At 74.3% G+C, this 15,465-nt stretch carries 12 protein-coding genes; 4 read left to right on the forward strand and 8 right to left on the reverse strand.

From position 1 onward, the window contains the following. Nucleotides 1-23: 23 nt before the first annotated feature. The 4 genes from ACIGHB_RS20030 (at nt 24) to ACIGHB_RS20045 (ending at nt 8,060) form a co-directional block, all read left to right on the forward strand. Nucleotides 24-3,113 (forward strand): glycoside hydrolase family 3 N-terminal domain-containing protein, encoded by a 3,090-nt coding sequence (locus tag ACIGHB_RS20030; protein WP_399914720.1) that lies wholly within the window; start codon nt 24-26, stop codon nt 3,111-3,113. A 108-nt stretch (nt 3,114-3,221) separates the two neighbouring features. Continuing rightward, nucleotides 3,222-4,670: an argininosuccinate synthase gene (gene argG / locus ACIGHB_RS20035; RefSeq protein ID WP_360315002.1), complete on the forward strand. Its 1,449-nt coding sequence runs from the start codon at nt 3,222-3,224 to the stop codon at nt 4,668-4,670. Nucleotides 4,671-4,881: 211 nt separating this feature from the next. Continuing rightward, nucleotides 4,882-6,444 carry a FadD3 family acyl-CoA ligase gene (locus ACIGHB_RS20040; protein WP_399914723.1) on the forward strand — a complete coding sequence of 521 codons (1,563 nt, stop codon included), beginning with the start codon at nt 4,882-4,884 and terminating at the stop codon, nt 6,442-6,444. Continuing rightward, complete coding sequence (locus ACIGHB_RS20045; protein WP_399914724.1) at nt 6,441-8,060, forward strand: flavin-containing monooxygenase; 1,620 nt, start codon at nt 6,441-6,443, stop codon at nt 8,058-8,060. Before ACIGHB_RS20040 ends, ACIGHB_RS20045 begins: the two co-directional genes overlap by 4 nt. Before the next feature lie 68 nt (nt 8,061-8,128). Here ACIGHB_RS20045 and ACIGHB_RS20050 read toward each other — a convergent pair whose 3' ends face one another. From ACIGHB_RS20050 to hsaD, 8 genes are read right to left on the reverse strand one after another with little or no spacing between them, the layout of a single operon-like run. After that, on the reverse strand, nt 8,129-9,043 hold the full coding sequence (locus ACIGHB_RS20050) for an alpha/beta hydrolase (protein WP_399914726.1): 915 nt from the start codon (nt 9,041-9,043) through the stop codon (nt 8,129-8,131). Continuing rightward, nucleotides 9,040-9,804, reverse strand: a complete 765-nt coding sequence (locus ACIGHB_RS20055) for a glucose 1-dehydrogenase (RefSeq protein WP_399914728.1) — start codon at nt 9,802-9,804, stop codon at nt 9,040-9,042. The genes ACIGHB_RS20050 and ACIGHB_RS20055 overlap by 4 nt, the downstream gene beginning before the upstream one ends. After that, complete coding sequence (locus ACIGHB_RS20060; RefSeq protein WP_399914730.1) at nt 9,801-10,604, reverse strand: glucose 1-dehydrogenase; 804 nt, start codon at nt 10,602-10,604, stop codon at nt 9,801-9,803. The genes ACIGHB_RS20055 and ACIGHB_RS20060 overlap by 4 nt, the downstream gene beginning before the upstream one ends. After that, a complete protein-coding gene (locus tag ACIGHB_RS20065; RefSeq protein WP_399914732.1) occupies nt 10,601-12,271 on the reverse strand; it encodes an FAD-dependent oxidoreductase in 1,671 nt (556 codons plus the stop codon). Before ACIGHB_RS20065 ends, ACIGHB_RS20060 begins: the two co-directional genes overlap by 4 nt. 45 nt (nt 12,272-12,316) lie before the next feature. Further along, the gene (locus ACIGHB_RS20070) at nt 12,317-13,186 is read right to left on the reverse strand and encodes a MaoC/PaaZ C-terminal domain-containing protein (protein WP_360315016.1); all 870 of its coding nucleotides are present in this window, start codon (nt 13,184-13,186) and stop codon (nt 12,317-12,319) included. Further along, on the reverse strand, nt 13,186-13,668 hold the full coding sequence (locus tag ACIGHB_RS20075) for a flavin reductase family protein (protein ID WP_360315020.1): 483 nt from the start codon (nt 13,666-13,668) through the stop codon (nt 13,186-13,188). The genes ACIGHB_RS20070 and ACIGHB_RS20075 overlap by 1 nt, the downstream gene beginning before the upstream one ends. Then, complete coding sequence (locus tag ACIGHB_RS20080; protein ID WP_360315022.1) at nt 13,656-14,549, reverse strand: VOC family protein; 894 nt, start codon at nt 14,547-14,549, stop codon at nt 13,656-13,658. Before ACIGHB_RS20080 ends, ACIGHB_RS20075 begins: the two co-directional genes overlap by 13 nt. A gap of 37 nt (nt 14,550-14,586) precedes the next feature. Further along, the gene (gene hsaD, locus ACIGHB_RS20085) at nt 14,587-15,456 is read right to left on the reverse strand and encodes a 4,5:9,10-diseco-3-hydroxy-5,9,17-trioxoandrosta-1(10),2-diene-4-oate hydrolase (RefSeq protein ID WP_399914735.1); all 870 of its coding nucleotides are present in this window, start codon (nt 15,454-15,456) and stop codon (nt 14,587-14,589) included. Nucleotides 15,457-15,465 lie beyond the last annotated feature (9 nt).

Genomic DNA, 15,465 nt, shown 5'->3' on the forward strand with positions numbered 1-15,465 from the left:
CTCCCCCGTCCTCAGGAGGACGCATGCCGCACCCGCACCACCGGCGCCCGACGCGCCGGCACCGCACCCTGGCCGCCACCGCCGTCACCGCCCTGCTCGCCGGGCTCTTCGGGGCCGGGCCCAGCGCCGCCGCGCCCGCCGCCGACGACCCCGCGCCCCGTGCCGTCGACCGCTTCGAGGGCGAGGTGCCCTTCGCGAACCCGCCCGCCGAGGGGATCTTCCCCTGGGGCGGCGACGCCGACGACCACCCGGCGCTCGCGCTCGCCGAGCGCGCCGACGCCCCCGAGGGCGCCCAGGTCCTCGAAGGCCGCTACGACATCAGCGGCTGGGGCGGCTTCACCCACGACTTCGCCTTCGACCGGCCCGCGCAGGACTGGACCGCCCACCGGGGCATCCGCTTCTGGTGGTACGGGCAGAACACCGCGCCGCTGCCGCCCGGCTCGGGCAAGCGGATCAACTTCGAGCTCAAGGACGGCGGCGCGAACGGCGAGGCGTCCGAGCTGTGGACGACCTCCTTCACCGACGACTGGGAGGGCTGGCACCTCGTCGAACTCCCCTTCTCCTCCTTCCAGTACCGCGCCGACTACCAGCCGGTCGGCGGGATCGACCAGGTGCTCGGCCTGGACCGGATGTGGGGGTACGCGCTGACCCTGCCGACCGGCGCGCCCGGCTCCTTCGCCCTCGACGCCGTCGAGCTGTACGGCACGGCGGAGCCGGCGCTGACCACGCAGGTCGTCACCGGGGCCGCCGTGCACCCGGTCGCGGAGGGCGGCGCCGCCCGGATCGACGTCACCGTGAACACCACCGGCGCGCGGCCGACCGACCAGCCGGTCACCGTCGCGTACGCGACGCGGGACGACGGCCCCGCCGAGGCCGGGCGGGACTACCGGCCGGTGGCCGGCAGCCTCGTCTTCCCCGCCGGGACACCGTCCGGCACCACCCGGTCGATCACCGTCGAGACGCTGAGGGACCGTTCCGGCGAGGTGGCCGAGACGATCCCGGTGGAGCTGACCGTCGAGGGCGCCAAGGCGCCCGCCGAGCACCCGGTCGTCGTGGTGGACGCGCACGGGCTGCCGTACCTCGACAAGCGGCTGCCGGTCCAGCGGCGGGTCGCCGACCTGCTGTCCCGGATGACCCCGGAGGAGAAGGCCGGGCAGATGACCCAGGCCGAGCGGAACGCGCTGCGGGCGCCCGGCGACATCGCCGGGTACGCGCTCGGCTCGCTGCTCTCCGGCGGCGGTTCCGTGCCCTCGCCCAACACGCCCGAGGCGTGGGCGCGGATGATCGACGGCTACCAGCTGCGCACCCGGGCGACCCGGCTCCAGATCCCGCTGATCTACGGCGTGGACGCGGTGCACGGGCACAACAACGTGGCCGGGGCGACGATCATGCCGCACAACATCGGCATCGGCGCCACCCGCGACCCGGCGCTCGCCGCGCGGACCGGCGCGGTCACGGCGAAGGAGGTGCGGGCGACGGGGGTGCCCTGGGACTTCGCGCCGTGCCTGTGCGTGACGCGGGACGAGCGGTGGGGCCGGTCGTACGAGGCGTTCGGCGAGGACCCGGCGCTGGTCACCGCGATGGAGACGGTGATCAACGGCATGCAGGGCGCGGCCGACGGGCGCGACCTGGACCGGAACGACAAGGTGCTGACCAGCGCCAAGCACTTCGTCGGCGACGGCGGCACGGAGTTCGGGTCGTCGACGACCGGCTCGTACACGATCGACCAGGGCGTCACCCGGGTGACCCGCGAGGAGCTGGAGGCGGTGCACCTGGCGCCGTTCGCGGAGGCGGTGGAGCGCGGCGCGGGCACGGTCATGCCGTCGTACTCCTCGCTCGACGTCATCGGGGACGACAAGGGTCCGGTGAAGATGCACGCCCACGCCGAGATGATCAACGGGGTGCTGAAGGACCGGATGGGCTTCGAGGGCTTCGTCATCAGCGACTGGCAGGCCATCGACCAGATCCCCGGGGACTATTCGAGCGACGTGCGGACCTCGGTCAACGCCGGCCTGGACATGATCATGGTGCCGACGAACTACCAGGAGTTCACCCGGACCCTGGTGGCCGAGGCCGGGGCGGGCCGGATCCCGGCCGCCCGGATCGACGACGCGGTGTCCCGGATCCTGACGCAGAAGTTCCGGCTCGGGCTGTTCGAGAAGCCGTACGCGGACACCACCCACCTGCCGTCGGTCGGCTCGGCCGGACACCGGGCGGTGGCCCGCGAGGCGGCGGCCGCCTCGCAGGTGCTGCTGAAGAACGACGGCGGGGTGCTGCCGCTGCAGGCCGCGCAGAAGGTGTACGTCGCCGGGTCCAACGCCGACGACCTGGGCAACCAGACCGGCGGCTGGACGATCAGCTGGCAGGGCGCCCCCGGGAAGCGGACCACCGGCACGACGATCCTCGAAGGGATGCGGAAGGTCTCGCCCGGCCTCACCTGGTCCAAGGACGCCTCCGCGCCGGTGGAGGGGTACGACGCCGGGGTCGTGGTGGTCGGCGAGACGCCGTACGCCGAGGGCGTCGGCGACGTCGGCAACGGACACGACCTGGAGCTGAGCGAGGCCGACAAGGCCGCGGTGGACCGGGTGTGCGCGGCGATGCCGTGCGCGGTGCTGGTCGTCTCCGGACGGCCGCAGCTGATCGGCGACCGGCTGCCCGCGATCGACGCCCTGGTGGCGTCCTGGCTGCCCGGCACCGAGGGCGACGGCGTCGCGGACGTGCTGTACGGGCGGAAGCCCTTCACCGGGCAGCTGCCGGTGACCTGGCCCCGCTCGGAGGCGCAGCTGCCGGTGAACGTGGGCGACTCCTCGTACGACCCGCAGTACCCGTACGGCTGGGGGCTCACCACCCTGACGGCGGCGCCGAAGGGCGGGGAGCCGGCGCTGAAGGCGCTCGGTCTCGCGGCCCGGGTGCTCCAGGCGGCCGGCCGGGGCGATTCACCCGAGGCGCGGCGTCTGGTGGCCCGGGCCCGGCTGCTGGTGCAGGATCGCATCGGACAGCGGGTCACGGAGGCGGTGGCGAAGCCCTTCGCCGAGGCCGACCACCGGCTGCTCTCCGGTGATCCGGCGGGCGCGGTGGCGCGGCTGACCGCGGCCTGGCGCGCGGCCGGCTGAGTGCGGGGCCCGGTGGACCGGCGCCTCGCGGGAGGCCGGTCCACCGGGCCCTCGGTCGCACACCAGGACGACGTTGCATAGCCATGCGGATTCATGCATACTATTGCCATGTCCAAGGTTCTCACCTCCCTTCCCGTCGGCGAGCGCGTCGGCATCGCCTTCTCCGGTGGTCTCGACACCTCCGTCGCGGTCGCGTGGATGCGTGACAAGGGCGCGGTCCCCTGCACGTACACCGCCGACATCGGCCAGTACGACGAGCCCGACATCGCCTCGGTGCCCGGGCGCGCCCAGACCTACGGCGCCGAGGTGGCCCGCCTGGTCGACTGCCGCGCCGCGCTGGTCGAGGAGGGGCTGGCCGCGCTCACCTGCGGCGCCTTCCACATCCGCTCCGGCGGCCGGGCCTACTTCAACACCACCCCGCTGGGCCGCGCCGTCACCGGCACCCTCCTGGTGCGGGCGATGATGGAGGACAACGTCCAGATCTGGGGCGACGGCTCGACCTTCAAGGGCAACGACATCGAGCGGTTCTACCGCTACGGCCTGCTGGCCAACCCGCACCTGCGGATCTACAAGCCGTGGCTGGACGCCGACTTCGTCACCGAGCTCGGCGGCCGCAAGGAGATGTCGGAGTGGCTCGTCGCCCACGACCTCCCCTACCGGGACTCCACCGAGAAGGCGTACTCCACCGACGCCAACATCTGGGGCGCCACCCACGAGGCGAAGACCCTGGAGCACCTGGACACCGGCGTCGAGACCGTCGACCCGATCATGGGCGTGCGCTTCTGGGACCCCTCGGTCGAGATCCACCCCGAGGACGTGACCATCGGCTTCGAGCAGGGCCGCCCGGTCACCATCAACGGCAAGGAGTTCGCCTCCGCCGTCGACCTCGTGATGGAGGCCAACGCCATCGGCGGCCGGCACGGCCTGGGCATGTCCGACCAGATCGAGAACCGGATCATCGAGGCCAAGAGCCGCGGCATCTACGAGGCCCCCGGCATGGCGCTGCTGCACGCCGCCTACGAGCGCCTCGTCAACGCCATCCACAACGAGGACACCCTCGCCCAGTACCACAACGAGGGCCGCCGGCTCGGCCGCCTCATGTACGAGGGCCGCTGGCTGGACCCGCAGGCCCTGATGATCCGCGAGTCGCTCCAGCGCTGGGTCGGCGCCGCCGTCACCGGCGAGGTCACCCTGCGGCTGCGGCGCGGCGAGGACTACTCGATCCTCGACACCACCGGCCCGGCCTTCAGCTACCACCCGGACAAGCTGTCCATGGAGCGCACCGAGGACTCCGCCTTCGGCCCGCTGGACCGGATCGGCCAGCTGACCATGCGGAACCTCGACATCGCCGACTCCCGCGCCAAGCTGGAGCAGTACGCCGGCATCGGCCTCATCGGCGCCGGCGGCCCCGCCATCGGAGCCGCGCAGGCCGCCGCCACCGGCCTCATCGGCTCGATGCCCGAGGGCGGCGCCGAGGCGATCGCCTCGCGCGGCGAGACCCCCGACTCCGAGGAGAAGGCGCTGGACCGCGCCGCCATGGAGACCGGCACTGACTAGGTCCCGCTGATCCCAGCGACCCGAGGAGGGGCGGCCCCGGCCGCCCCTCCTCCGTCGTTCCCACGGTTCCCGCCACGCCTTCCCGCCGTGCCTTCCCGGTGAGCGGGAAACGGCTCCTGCGCCGGGCCGCCCCTCCCTGCCAGGCTCCCTCCGTCGTGGATCCACGCCCGCGCCCCGACGGGACGGGCCCGCAAGGAGGTCGTGACGGATCATGAGGGGCGCTGAGACTCTGGCCCGGCTCGCGGACTGGGCCGCCGAGACGTACGGCGACGAGGAGGCCCTCGTCTTCGGCGGGGAACGCTGGACCTTCCGGGAGCTGCGCGACCGCGTCGACGCGACGGCGCGCGCGGTGATCGCCCAGGGGGTGCGCCCCGGCGAGGCGGTCGCCGTCTGGGCGCCGAACAGCGCCCGGTGGGTGGTGGCCGCGCTCGGCGCGGTGACCGCCGGGGCCGTCCTCGTCCCGGTGAACACCCGCTACCGGGCGGCCGAGGCCGCCGACATCCTGCGCCGCTCCCGCACCAGGCTGCTCTTCACCGAGCACGACTTCCTGGGCACCGACTACCGGGCGCTGCTCACGGAGGCCGGCGAGCAACTGCCGCTCCTCGACCGGACCGTGGCCCTGCACGCGGACGACTGGCCGGAGTTCCTGGCCGGCGGGCGGGCGGTGACGGCGGAGCGGCGGCTCGCCCGCTCGGCGGCCGTCCGTCCCGACGACCCCGCCGACGTCCTCTTCACCTCCGGGACCACCGGCCGGCCCAAGGGCGTCCCCACCGCCCACGGGCAGAACCTGCGCGTGTACGACGCCTGGGCCCGCACGGTCACCCTGCGGCGCGGCGACCGCTATCTGCTGGTCAACCCGTTCTTCCACACCTTCGGCTACAAGGCGGGCGTCCTCGCCTGCCTGCTGCACGGGGCGACGATCGTGCCCGAGGCGGTCTTCGACGCGGAGACGGTCCTGCGCCGGATGCGGGACGAACGGATCTCCGTCCTCACCGGCGCGCCCACCGTCTTCACCTCGCTCCTCCACCACCCCGGGCGCGCCTCGTACGACCTGAGCGCGATGCGGATGGCGGTCACCGGAGCGGCGAACATCCCGACCGCGCTCATCGAGGAGATCAGGTCCGGCCTCGGCGCCCGCTCCGTCTCCACCGCGTACGGCCTGACCGAGTCGACCGGCGTGGTCGCCATCTGCCCGCCGCACGAGTCCCCCGAGACGCTGGCCCGGACCTCCGGCACCGCCCTGGAGGGCACCGAACTGCGGATCGACGCGCCGCCCGGCGAACCCGGCGAGATCCTGACGCGCGGCTTCCACGTCATGCGCGGCTACCTCGACGACCCCGCGGCCACGGCCGAGGCGGTGGACGCCGACGGCTGGCTGCGCACCGGCGACGTCGGCGTGCTCGACGCACGCGGGTTCCTGCGGATCACCGACCGGCTGAAGGACATGTTCGTGGTGGGCGGGTTCAACGTGTACCCGGCCGAGGTCGAGCAGGTCCTGCGGACCCATCCGGCCGTCCTGGACGCGGCGGTCGTCGGCGCGCCCGACGGACGGCTCGGCGAGGTCGGCGTCGCCTACTGCGTCCCCGCGGAGGGCACCCGGATCGACGGCGCGGAGCTCACCGCCTACACCCGCGAGCGGCTGGCCAACTTCAAGACCCCGCGCGCCTTCCACGCCCTCCCGGCCCTTCCCCACAACGCGGCGGGCAAGGTCGACAAGGGGGCGCTGCGACGGCTGGCGGGACCCACCACCACCGGACGAGGAGCACGATCGTGAACGACAGCACCCCCACCCCCACCGACGTGGACGTCATCGTCGTCGGGGCCGGTGTCACCGGCCTGTACGCCGTGCACCGGCTGCGCGCGCTCGGCCACCGCGTGCGCGGCTTCGAGCGCGGCGACGACGTGGGCGGGGTCTGGTACTGGAACCGCTACCCGGGCGCCCGCTGCGACGTGGAGTCGGTCGACTACTCGTACTCCTTCGACGAGGAGCTCCAGCAGGAGTGGGAGTGGAGCGAGCGGTACGCCACCCAGCCCGAGATCCTGCGCTACCTCGCCCATGTCGCCGACCGTCACGACCTGCGCCGCAGCTACTCCTTCGCGACCTCGGTCCTCTCGGCCGAGCTCGACGAGGAGGCGCTGACCTGGACGGTCCGCACCGACCGGGGCGAGACGGTGTCGGCCCGGTACTGCGTCTTCGCCGTCGGCTGCCTCTCCGCCGCGCACCGCCCGGACATCCCCGGGGCGGACGGGTTCGCCGGCCCCGTGCACCACACCGGGGCGTGGCCGCACGAGGGCGTCGACTTCACGGGGCTGCGCGTCGGCGTCATCGGCACCGGCTCCTCCGGCATCCAGGCGGTGCCGCTCATCGCCGAACAGGCCGCGCACCTCACGGTCTTCCAGCGCAGCGCCAACTACAGCGTCCCGGCCGGGAACCGGCCCCTCGACGCGGCGACCCGCGCCCGGCAGAAGGCGGGGTACGCGGAGCGGCGGCGCCTCTCCCGGCTCAGCGGCGGCGGCTCGCCGCACCAGGTCCACCCGGCGGCGACCTTCGAGGTGTCCGAGGAGGAGCGGCGGTCCGCCTTCGAGGAGCGGTGGCGGCTGGGCGGGGTGCTGTACTCCAAGACCTTCCCCGACCAGCTGACCGACCTCGCGGCGAACGACGCGGCGCGCGCGTTCTGGGAGGAGAAGGTCCGGGGTGTCGTCGAGGATCCGGCCGTCGCCGATCTGCTCGTCCCCACCGACCACCCGATCGGCACCAAGCGGATCGTCACGGACTCCGACTACTACGCCACGTTCAACCGCCCGGACGTGAGCCTCGTCGGGCTGCGCGGGAACCCGATCGAGCGGATCGAGAGCCGCGGGGTCGTCCTGGCCGACGGCACCCTGGTCGAGCTGGACGCGCTCGTCTTCGCGACCGGCTTCGACGCCATGACGGGCGCGCTCGACCGCGTCGAGGTGCGGGGGCGCGGCGGACGGCGGCTGAAGGACGACTGGGCCGCCGGCCCCCGGACGTACCTGGGTCTCGGCGTGGACGGCTTCCCGAACCTGTTCAGCCTCACCGGGGCCGGAAGCCCGTCCGTCATGGCCAATGTGGTCCTCTGCGCCGAGCAGCACGTCGACTGGCTGGCGGAGTGCCTGCGCCACCTGGACGCGCACGGCTACCGGGCGATCGAGGCTCGTGAGGAGGCCGTCGAACGGTGGGTCGCGGAGTGCCGCGACCGGGCCGCCGCCACCCTCTTCCCGGCGGCCGACTCCTGGTACCAGGGCGCCAACATCCCTGGTAAGCCACGGGTGTTCATGCCGTTCATCGGCGGCTTCGGGGTGTACGGGGAGATCATCGAGCGGGTGGCGGAGGCGGGGTACGAGGGGTTCGAGCTCATCAAGGGGTGACCCGCCGGCAGAAGCGCGCCCCCGCGCCCACCGGTCGGGTGGGGGCGGGGGCGCGGGTGCGGGGCGGGTCAGGAGGGGTCGAGCGCGGCGCGCAGCACGGCGAAGGCGGAGTCGCGGGCCGTGGCCCCCTCGGGGAGGGCGCCGGCCATCGAGAGGAAGCCGTGGAACATGCCCGGATGGTGGTGGTGCTCCACGCTCACCCCGGCGGCGGCGAGCGCCTCGGCGTACGCGATCCCCTCGTCCCGCAGCGGGTCGAGACCGGCGGTGACCACATGGGCCGGCGGGAGGCCCGTGAGGTCGGCGTGGGCGAGCGGGGACGCGTACGGGTGGGTGCGGTCGGCCGGTGCGGGCAGGTAGGCGTCCCAGTACCAGCGCAGGTGGTCGGCGGTGAGGAAGTACCCCTGGGCGTTCTCCCGGTGGGAGGGGCGCGAGCGGGTGGGGTCCAGCATCGGGTAGTACAGGGCCTGGAAGGCGATCTCGGGGCCGCCCCGGTCGCGGGCGAGCAGGGTGAGGACGGTGGCGAGGTGGGCGCCCGCGCTGTCTCCGGCGACGGCGAGCCGGCGCCCGGGGTGGGTGCGGGCCGCCCAGCGCAGGGCGGTGTGGGCGTCCTCGGGGGCGGCGGGGAAGGGGTGCTCGGGGGCGCGCCGGTAGTCGGCGGCGACGACGGTGGCACCGGTGGCGGCGGCGATGCTCCGGCAGAAGGCGTCGTGGCTGTCGAGGTCGCAGAGGACGAAGCCGCCGCCGTGGCAGAAGACGACGACGGGCGCGTCCGCCCGGGTGCCGCCCTCGTAGACGCGGACGGGCACGCCGTCGGCGTCCCGGTCCGTGACGCGGGCGACGGGCGGCGGGGGGACGGCGGGCCGGGGGCGTGCGGCGAAGAAGGCGCGCACCTCGGCGATGTCGGTCATCGCGGTGCCGATCGGGGGGAACTGCGCGGTGGCCTGGTCGATGAGGGCCCGGACCTCGGGGGTGGGGTGGGTCACGCGTCGGTCTCCTTCGCGGGGAGCAGGGGCATGCGGCCGGCGGACGCCCCGCCGTCCACGGCGAGTTCGGCGCCGGAGAGGTAGGAGGCCGCGTCGGAGGCGAGGAAGGCGACGAGCCGGGCGACCTCCTCGGGCCGGCCGACCCGGCCGAGCGGGGCGCCCGGGTGGTGGGCGGTGCCGAGGTGGGCGGTCATGGCGGTGGCGATGGCGCCGGGGTGGACGGAGTTGACCCGGATGCCGTCCGGGCCGAGTTCGAGGGCGGCCGTCTTCGTCAGTCCGCGCAGCCCCCACTTGGCGGCGCCGTAGGCGCCGTGCCCCCAGATGCCCTGGAGGCCGGCCTGCGAGGAGATGTTCACGATGGAGCCGCCGCCGCTGTCGCGGATCGCGGGGGCGGCGGCGCGGATGCCGAGGAAGGGGCCGGCGAGGTTGACCCGCAGGAGGGTGTCGAGGCGGGCCGGGTCCTCGTCCACGATCGGGGACGTGGAGTAGACGGCGGCGTTGTTGACGAGGACGTCGAGCCGGCCGAAGGCGTCGAGGGCGGCGGTCACGGCGGCCGCCCAGGAGTCCGCGTCGGTGACGTCGTGGCGGACGAAGCGGGCGGCCGGGCCGAGGGAGGCGGCGGTCGCCTCGCCCTCGGCCTCGCGCACGTCGGTGAGGACGACGCGGGCGCCGAGGGTGGTGAAGAGGCGGGCCTCGGCCTCGCCCATGCCCCGGGCCGCGCCGGTGATCAGCGCGACCTTCCCGGTCAGGTCGACGGTCATCGGCGGTCCTCCTGGAGGGGGTCGGTGCGGGGGGTCGTGAGGGCGGGTCCCGTGGTCCAGCCGCCGTCGACGGCGAGCTCGGCGCCGGTGACGTACGAGGCGGCGTCGGAGAGCAGGAAGACGACCGCCCGGGCGATCTCCTCGGGCGCTCCGACGCGTCCCATGGGCGCGGCGGGGAAGCCGCCCGCGCCGCCGGGGAGGCCGAGGTGGGCGGTCATGGGGGTGTGGATCATGCCGGGGTGGACGGAGTTGACCCGGATCCGGTCGGCGGCGAGCTCCACGGCGGCGATCTTGGTGAGGCCGCGCACGCCCCACTTGGCCGCCCCGTAGCCGGCGGTGCGGGCCAGGCCCATCAGGCCGGCCGCGGAGGAGACGTTCACGACGGAACCGCCGCCGTTCGCCCGCAGCGCCGGGATCACGGTGCGCAGGCCGAGGAAGACGCCGGTGAGGTCGATGTCCACCACGCGGCGGAACGCCTCCGCCGTCTGCTCCTCCAGGGCGTGCGAACCGCCGGAGATCCCGGCGTTGTTGACCAGGCCGTCGACCCGGCCGTACGTCCGCGCGGCCAGGTCCACGACCGCGCGCCAGGCGTCCTCCGAGGTGACGTCGTGCCGGGCGAAGCGGGCGTGGTCGCCGAGCTCCCCGGCGAGCGCCCGGCCCTCCTCCTCGCGGAGGTCGGTGACCAGCACGCGGGCCCCCGCCCCGGCGGCCGCGCGGGCGGCCGCCGCGCCGAGTCCCCGGGCGCCGCCGGTGACGATCACCACGCGGTCGCGCAGGGTGTCGTCGGGCCGGCCGGTCACGCGCGGTCGCCCGCGATGTCGTCGACGGCGAGCCAGCTGAACGTCATGGCGGGGCCGATGGTCGCGCCGGGCCCCGGATAGGTCTCGCCCATGACGGCGGAGGAGACGTTGCCGGAGGCGTACAGGCCGGGGACGGGGGTGCCGTCCTCGCGCAGCACGCGGGCGGCGGCGTCGGTGACCAGTCCGCCCTTGGTGCCGATGTCGCCGGGGTGGACGGGGATCGCGTGGAAGGGGCCCTTCTCCAGCGGCGCCAGATTGGGGTTGGGGAGCGTCGGGTCGCCGTAGTAGCGGTCGTAGACGCTGTCGCCGCGGTGGAAGTCCTCGTCCCTGCCCGCGCGGGCGAAGCCGTTGAAGCGGTTCACGGTGGCGCGCAGCCGCTCCGGGGCGGCGCCGATGAGCCCGGCGAGCTCCTCCACGGTCGCGGCCTGCTTCACGAAGCCGCTCTCCCGCCACGGGCGGGGGAAGGACTGGCCGGGGAAGAGGCCCATGAAGATGTACCGGGACTTCGCCGTGGCGTCGAGGATCAGCCAGGACGGTACGGCGGTGGCGCCGCCGCGGGCCTGGTGGGCGTACATGGCGTCGACGAACTCGTGGTAGGGGGCGGCCTCGTTGGCGTACCGCTCCCCCGCCGAGTCGACGATCACCATGCCGGGGATCCCTCGGTCGGCGACGAGGAAGAAGGGCTTGGCGTCCGGGGGGACGACGGTCGGCGCGCCCCACACCTTGTCCATCAGGTCGACGGCGGCGCCGAGGGCGAGGGCCGGTTCCAGGGCGTCTCCGGTCTGGCCGTCGGCGGCGGCGCTCCACGCGGTGGAGGTGGGGGCCGGCAGGTGCTTCTCGCGCAGCGCCTGGTCGTGGGAGAAGCCGCCGGAGGCGAGGACCACGCCGCCGGTGGCCCGGACGGTGAGGTCGCGGCCGTCCCGGCGCACTCGTACGCCGGTGACCCGGCCGTCCTCCTCGACGAGGCCGGTGAGCGGCGCGGAGAGCCACAGCTCGCCGCCGAGGCGGTCGAGCGAGTGGCGCATGCGGGCGATCAGGGCCTCGCCGAGGGAGAGCGGCTTCCGGCCGGTGAGCAGCGCCTTGGCCGCGCGGGCGCCGACCTTGAGGGCGGTGCGCCGGCCGGCCCAGGTGCGGCCGACCATGTTGAGGTCGTGGAAGTCCTTGGAGGTGATGGTGAGGCCGTACGTGGGGAGTCCGGCGCGGCGCATGGTGGCGCGCCGTCCGGGGGCGAGCCGCGTGAAGTCGAAGACCTCGGGTTCGATGGAGCGGCCCTGCGGGTAGCCGCCCATGCGCTCGGGGTAGTAGTCGGAGTAGCCGGGGGTGTAGACGAAGCGGACGTCGGTGCGGTCGTGGAACTCGCGGACCATGCGCGGTCCGTACCGTACGTAGGCGTCCTTGCGGCTGTCGGGGACGCGGTCGCCGACGGTGGCGTCCAGGTAGGCGCGGGCCTTCTCGGGGGTGTCGCCGAGTCCGGCGGCGTCCAGGTGGAAGTTGCCGGGGACCCAGATGGCGCCGCCGGAGAGGGCGGTGGAGCCGCCGTAGGCGTCGGTCTTCTCGACGATCAGGGCGGTGAGCCCGCGCAGCCGGGCGGTGAGGGCCGCGGCCATGCCGGCGGCGCCGGAGCCGACCACGACCACGTCGTAGGTGTGGTCCCAGGTGCTGTTCATCGCGTTCTCCCTCGGGGAGTCGGTCCGGCGGTCGGGGCCGGTTGTTCAGCGGGTGGTGACGCGGGCGTCGGTGAGGACGGGGGCGTCGTCGCGTTCCGCGGCGCCGGCGGTCAGCAGGTGGCCGCCGGCGGTGTGCCACACCCGCAGCCGGAGCGTCTCGCCGGGGAAGAACACCCCGGCGAAGCGGGTGCGGCAGCCGGTGACGGCGGCCGCGTCGCCGTCGAGCAGGTGGTCGGTGACGGCCTTGACGGCCATGCCGAAGGTGCACAGTCCGTGCAGGACGGGACGGTCGTAGCCGGCCCGGCGGGCGGTGGCCGGATCGGCGTGGAGGGGGTTCCAGTCGCCGGTGAGCCGGTAGAGCAGGGCCTGCTGGGGAAGCGTGGGGAGGTCCACGACGAGGTCGGGTTCCCGGTCCGGGGCGGGCAGGCGGTCGGAGGGGCCCCGGTCGCCGCCGAAGCCGCCCTCGCCGCGGACGAAGACGTGGTTGCGCTGGGTGAGGAGGGGGGCGCCGTCCTCGCCGAGGAGGGTGGACTCCTGGACGAGGACGGCGGCGCTCCCCTTGTCGTACACGTCCGTCAGGCGGGTGACGGCGGTGGCGCGGGCGGCGGCGGGCAGCGGGCGGTGCACGGTGATCTCCTGGCCGCCGTGGAGGACGTGCGCCAGGTCGATGTCGACGCCGGGCGCCTCGAAGACCTGGAAGCCGACGCCTCCGGTGCCACCGGCGACGACACCGAAGGTGGGCAGGATCGTCAGGCCGTCCTCGTGGCCCTCGTACACGTAGCGCAGGGCGCGCGGATCGGTCTCGGGGACGCCCGCGCCGAGCGCCAGGTGGTACAGGCGCACGGCGCGGTCGTCCCAGACGACCTCGGTCCGCACCGGGGGCGCGGCCTTCGCCCGGTCGGGGTCGAGGGGCATCAGAAGGCCCCGACGGCGTAGCGGCTGCGGTAGTAGAGCAGCGGCCTGCGGTCCTCGCCGGCGTCGAGGGCGACGACGTGGGCGGTGACGAGGTGGTGGTCGCCTGCCTCGTACACCTCGTGCAGTTCGCACTCGACGTGGGCGAGGGCGCCGTCGATCCGCACGGTGCCGTGCTCGCTGACGCTCCAGGGGACGCCGGCGAACTTGTCGGGGCCGCTGCGGCCGAGGGCGGCGCAGGTGGTCCGCTGGTCCTCGGCGAGGATGGTGACGCAGAAGCGGCCGGCCCGTTCGATCCTCGGCCAGCTGGTGGAGGAGCGGCCGACGGCGAGCATCACCAGCGGGGGGTCGAGGGAGAGGGAGGCGAAGGACTGGCAGGCGAAGCCGGCGGGCTCGCCGCCGTCGAGGGCCGCCACGACGGTGATGCCGCTGGCGAAGCGCCCGAGGACGTCGCGGAAGACCGCGGGGTCGATCAGCCGTTCCACTGGTGGCCCCAGACGCTGTCGGCGGTGATCTCCTTGGCGACCCAGGTGGCGGGATCGACGATCAGGCCGTCCCAGCCGTACTCGACCTGGAAGCCGCCGGGGGCCTGGGCGTAGAAGGAGACCATGCGGTCGTTGGTGTGGCGGCCGAGGCTGGAGGCGATGGGGATGCCGGCGGCCTGCGTGCGGTCGAGGCCGAGGCCGACGTCGTCCAGGGTCTCCAGCTCCACCATGAAGTGCACGATGCCGGGGGGCAGGGCGCCGGGGTAGAGGCCGAGGCTGTGGTGGCGGCGGTTGGGGCTCAGGAAGTGCATCCAGTGGAAGTCGCGCTGCTCGGCGGCGGTGGGGACGGCCTGCGGCGGGAGCTTCATGGAGTCGCGGAGCTGGAAGCCGAGCAGCTTCTCGTAGAAGTCGAGGGCGGCCTCGATGTCGGGGACCGGCAGGACGACGTGGCCGAGGCCGAGGTCGCCGGTGACGAAGCGGTTGCCGTACGGGGTGGCGAGCGGGGTGTGGTCCTGGGCCTGTCCCCAGTAGAGCTCCAGCGGGTTGCCGCAGGGGTCCGTGAGGTGGATCAGGCCCTGGACGCGCCGTTCGGCGAGTTCGGCGGCGTCGGCGGTCTTGACGGCCACGCCGGCCGCCTCCAGCTCGGCGGCGGCGTCGGCGAGGGCGGTGGCGTTCGCCAGCTCCCATCCGGCGGCGAGGAGCCGGTCGCTCTCGCCGGCCTGGATCACCAGGCGGTACGCCCGGTCGTCGACGCGCAGCAGGAGGGTGGTGTCGGTGGAGCCGGGGGCCTCGGCCATGCCGAGGATGTCGAGGGTGTAGCGCCGCCACTCGTCGAGGCGGGTGGTCTCCAGGCGCAGGTAGCCGAGTGCGCGAATGTCCATGGGGAACCTCTGTGTTCGCTGAGGGGGTTCGGCGGGGTCAGTGGGTGAAGAAGTCGACGGCGAGGCGGTTGAACGCGTCGGCCTGTTCCGTCTGGGCCCAGTGGCCGCAGTGCGGGAAGACGTGCAGGCGCGCGTCGGGGATCGCCTTCAGGGCGACGAGGGCGCCGTCGAGGGGGTTGACGCGGTCCTCGCGGCCCCAGGTGAGCAGCACGGGCCGGGTGATCCGGTGGGCCTCGCGCCAGAGCATGGTGGCCTCGGCCCAGGCGGGGTTGGCGAAGGAGGCGGCCATGCGGGCGGCGCCGAGCCGGGTCTCGGGGTCGGTGGCGGAGGCCCAGCGCTCCTCGACCAGGGCGTCGGTGACGACGGACTGGTCGTAGGCCATGACGGAGAGGAAGGCGCGCAGCTGTTCCTTCGTCGGCTCGGGGGCGGCGTTGAACTCGAAGAGCCGCTTGATGCCCTCGGTCGGGTCGGGGGCGAAGAGGTTGACGGAGATGCCGCCCGGTCCCATCAGGAGGAGCTTGTCGGCCTTGTCCGGGTGGTCGAGGGCGATCCGCACGGCGGTGCCGCCGCCGAGCGAGTTGCCGACGAGGTGGGCGCGCTCGATGCCGAGTTCGTCCATGAGGGCGGCGACGGCGCGGGCGCTGTAGCTGAAGTAGTCGCGGTCGAGTTCGGGCTTGTCGGAGCGGCCGTAGCAGGGCTGGTCGACGAGGAGGGTGCGGAACGCGCGGGCGAGGACGGGGAGGTTGCCGCCGAAGTTGCTCCAGCCGGAGGCGCCGGGGCCGCCGCCGTGCAGCATGATCACGACGGGGGCGTCGGGCCGGTCCGCGGGCCGGGCCTCGTGGTAGTGGAGGGTGAGTCCGGCCGCCTTGGCGGTGCGGGAGGTCGAGGCGTACGTGAGCGCGGTCATCTGCGGCAC

It is taken from the genome of Streptomyces sp. NPDC085460 (genome assembly GCF_044541975.1).
GTDB lineage: Bacteria > Actinomycetota > Actinomycetes > Streptomycetales > Streptomycetaceae > Streptomyces.

Excerpts from the sequence above, each read along its gene's own strand:
- ACIGHB_RS20030 (WP_399914720.1), top strand. The coding sequence starts at position 24 with ATGCCGCACCCGCACCACCGGCGCCCGACGCGCCGGCACCGCACCCTG.
- argG (WP_360315002.1), top strand. The coding sequence starts at position 3,222 with ATGTCCAAGGTTCTCACCTCCCTTCCCGTCGGCGAGCGCGTCGGCATC.
- ACIGHB_RS20040 (WP_399914723.1), top strand. The coding sequence starts at position 4,882 with ATGAGGGGCGCTGAGACTCTGGCCCGGCTCGCGGACTGGGCCGCCGAG.
- ACIGHB_RS20055 (WP_399914728.1), bottom strand. The coding sequence starts at position 9,804 with ATGACCGTCGACCTGACCGGGAAGGTCGCGCTGATCACCGGCGCGGCC.
- ACIGHB_RS20065 (WP_399914732.1), bottom strand. The coding sequence starts at position 12,271 with ATGAACAGCACCTGGGACCACACCTACGACGTGGTCGTGGTCGGCTCC.
- ACIGHB_RS20070 (WP_360315016.1), bottom strand. The coding sequence starts at position 13,186 with ATGCCCCTCGACCCCGACCGGGCGAAGGCCGCGCCCCCGGTGCGGACC.
- ACIGHB_RS20080 (WP_360315022.1), bottom strand. The coding sequence starts at position 14,549 with ATGGACATTCGCGCACTCGGCTACCTGCGCCTGGAGACCACCCGCCTC.
- hsaD (WP_399914735.1), bottom strand. The coding sequence starts at position 15,456 with ATGACCGCGCTCACGTACGCCTCGACCTCCCGCACCGCCAAGGCGGCC.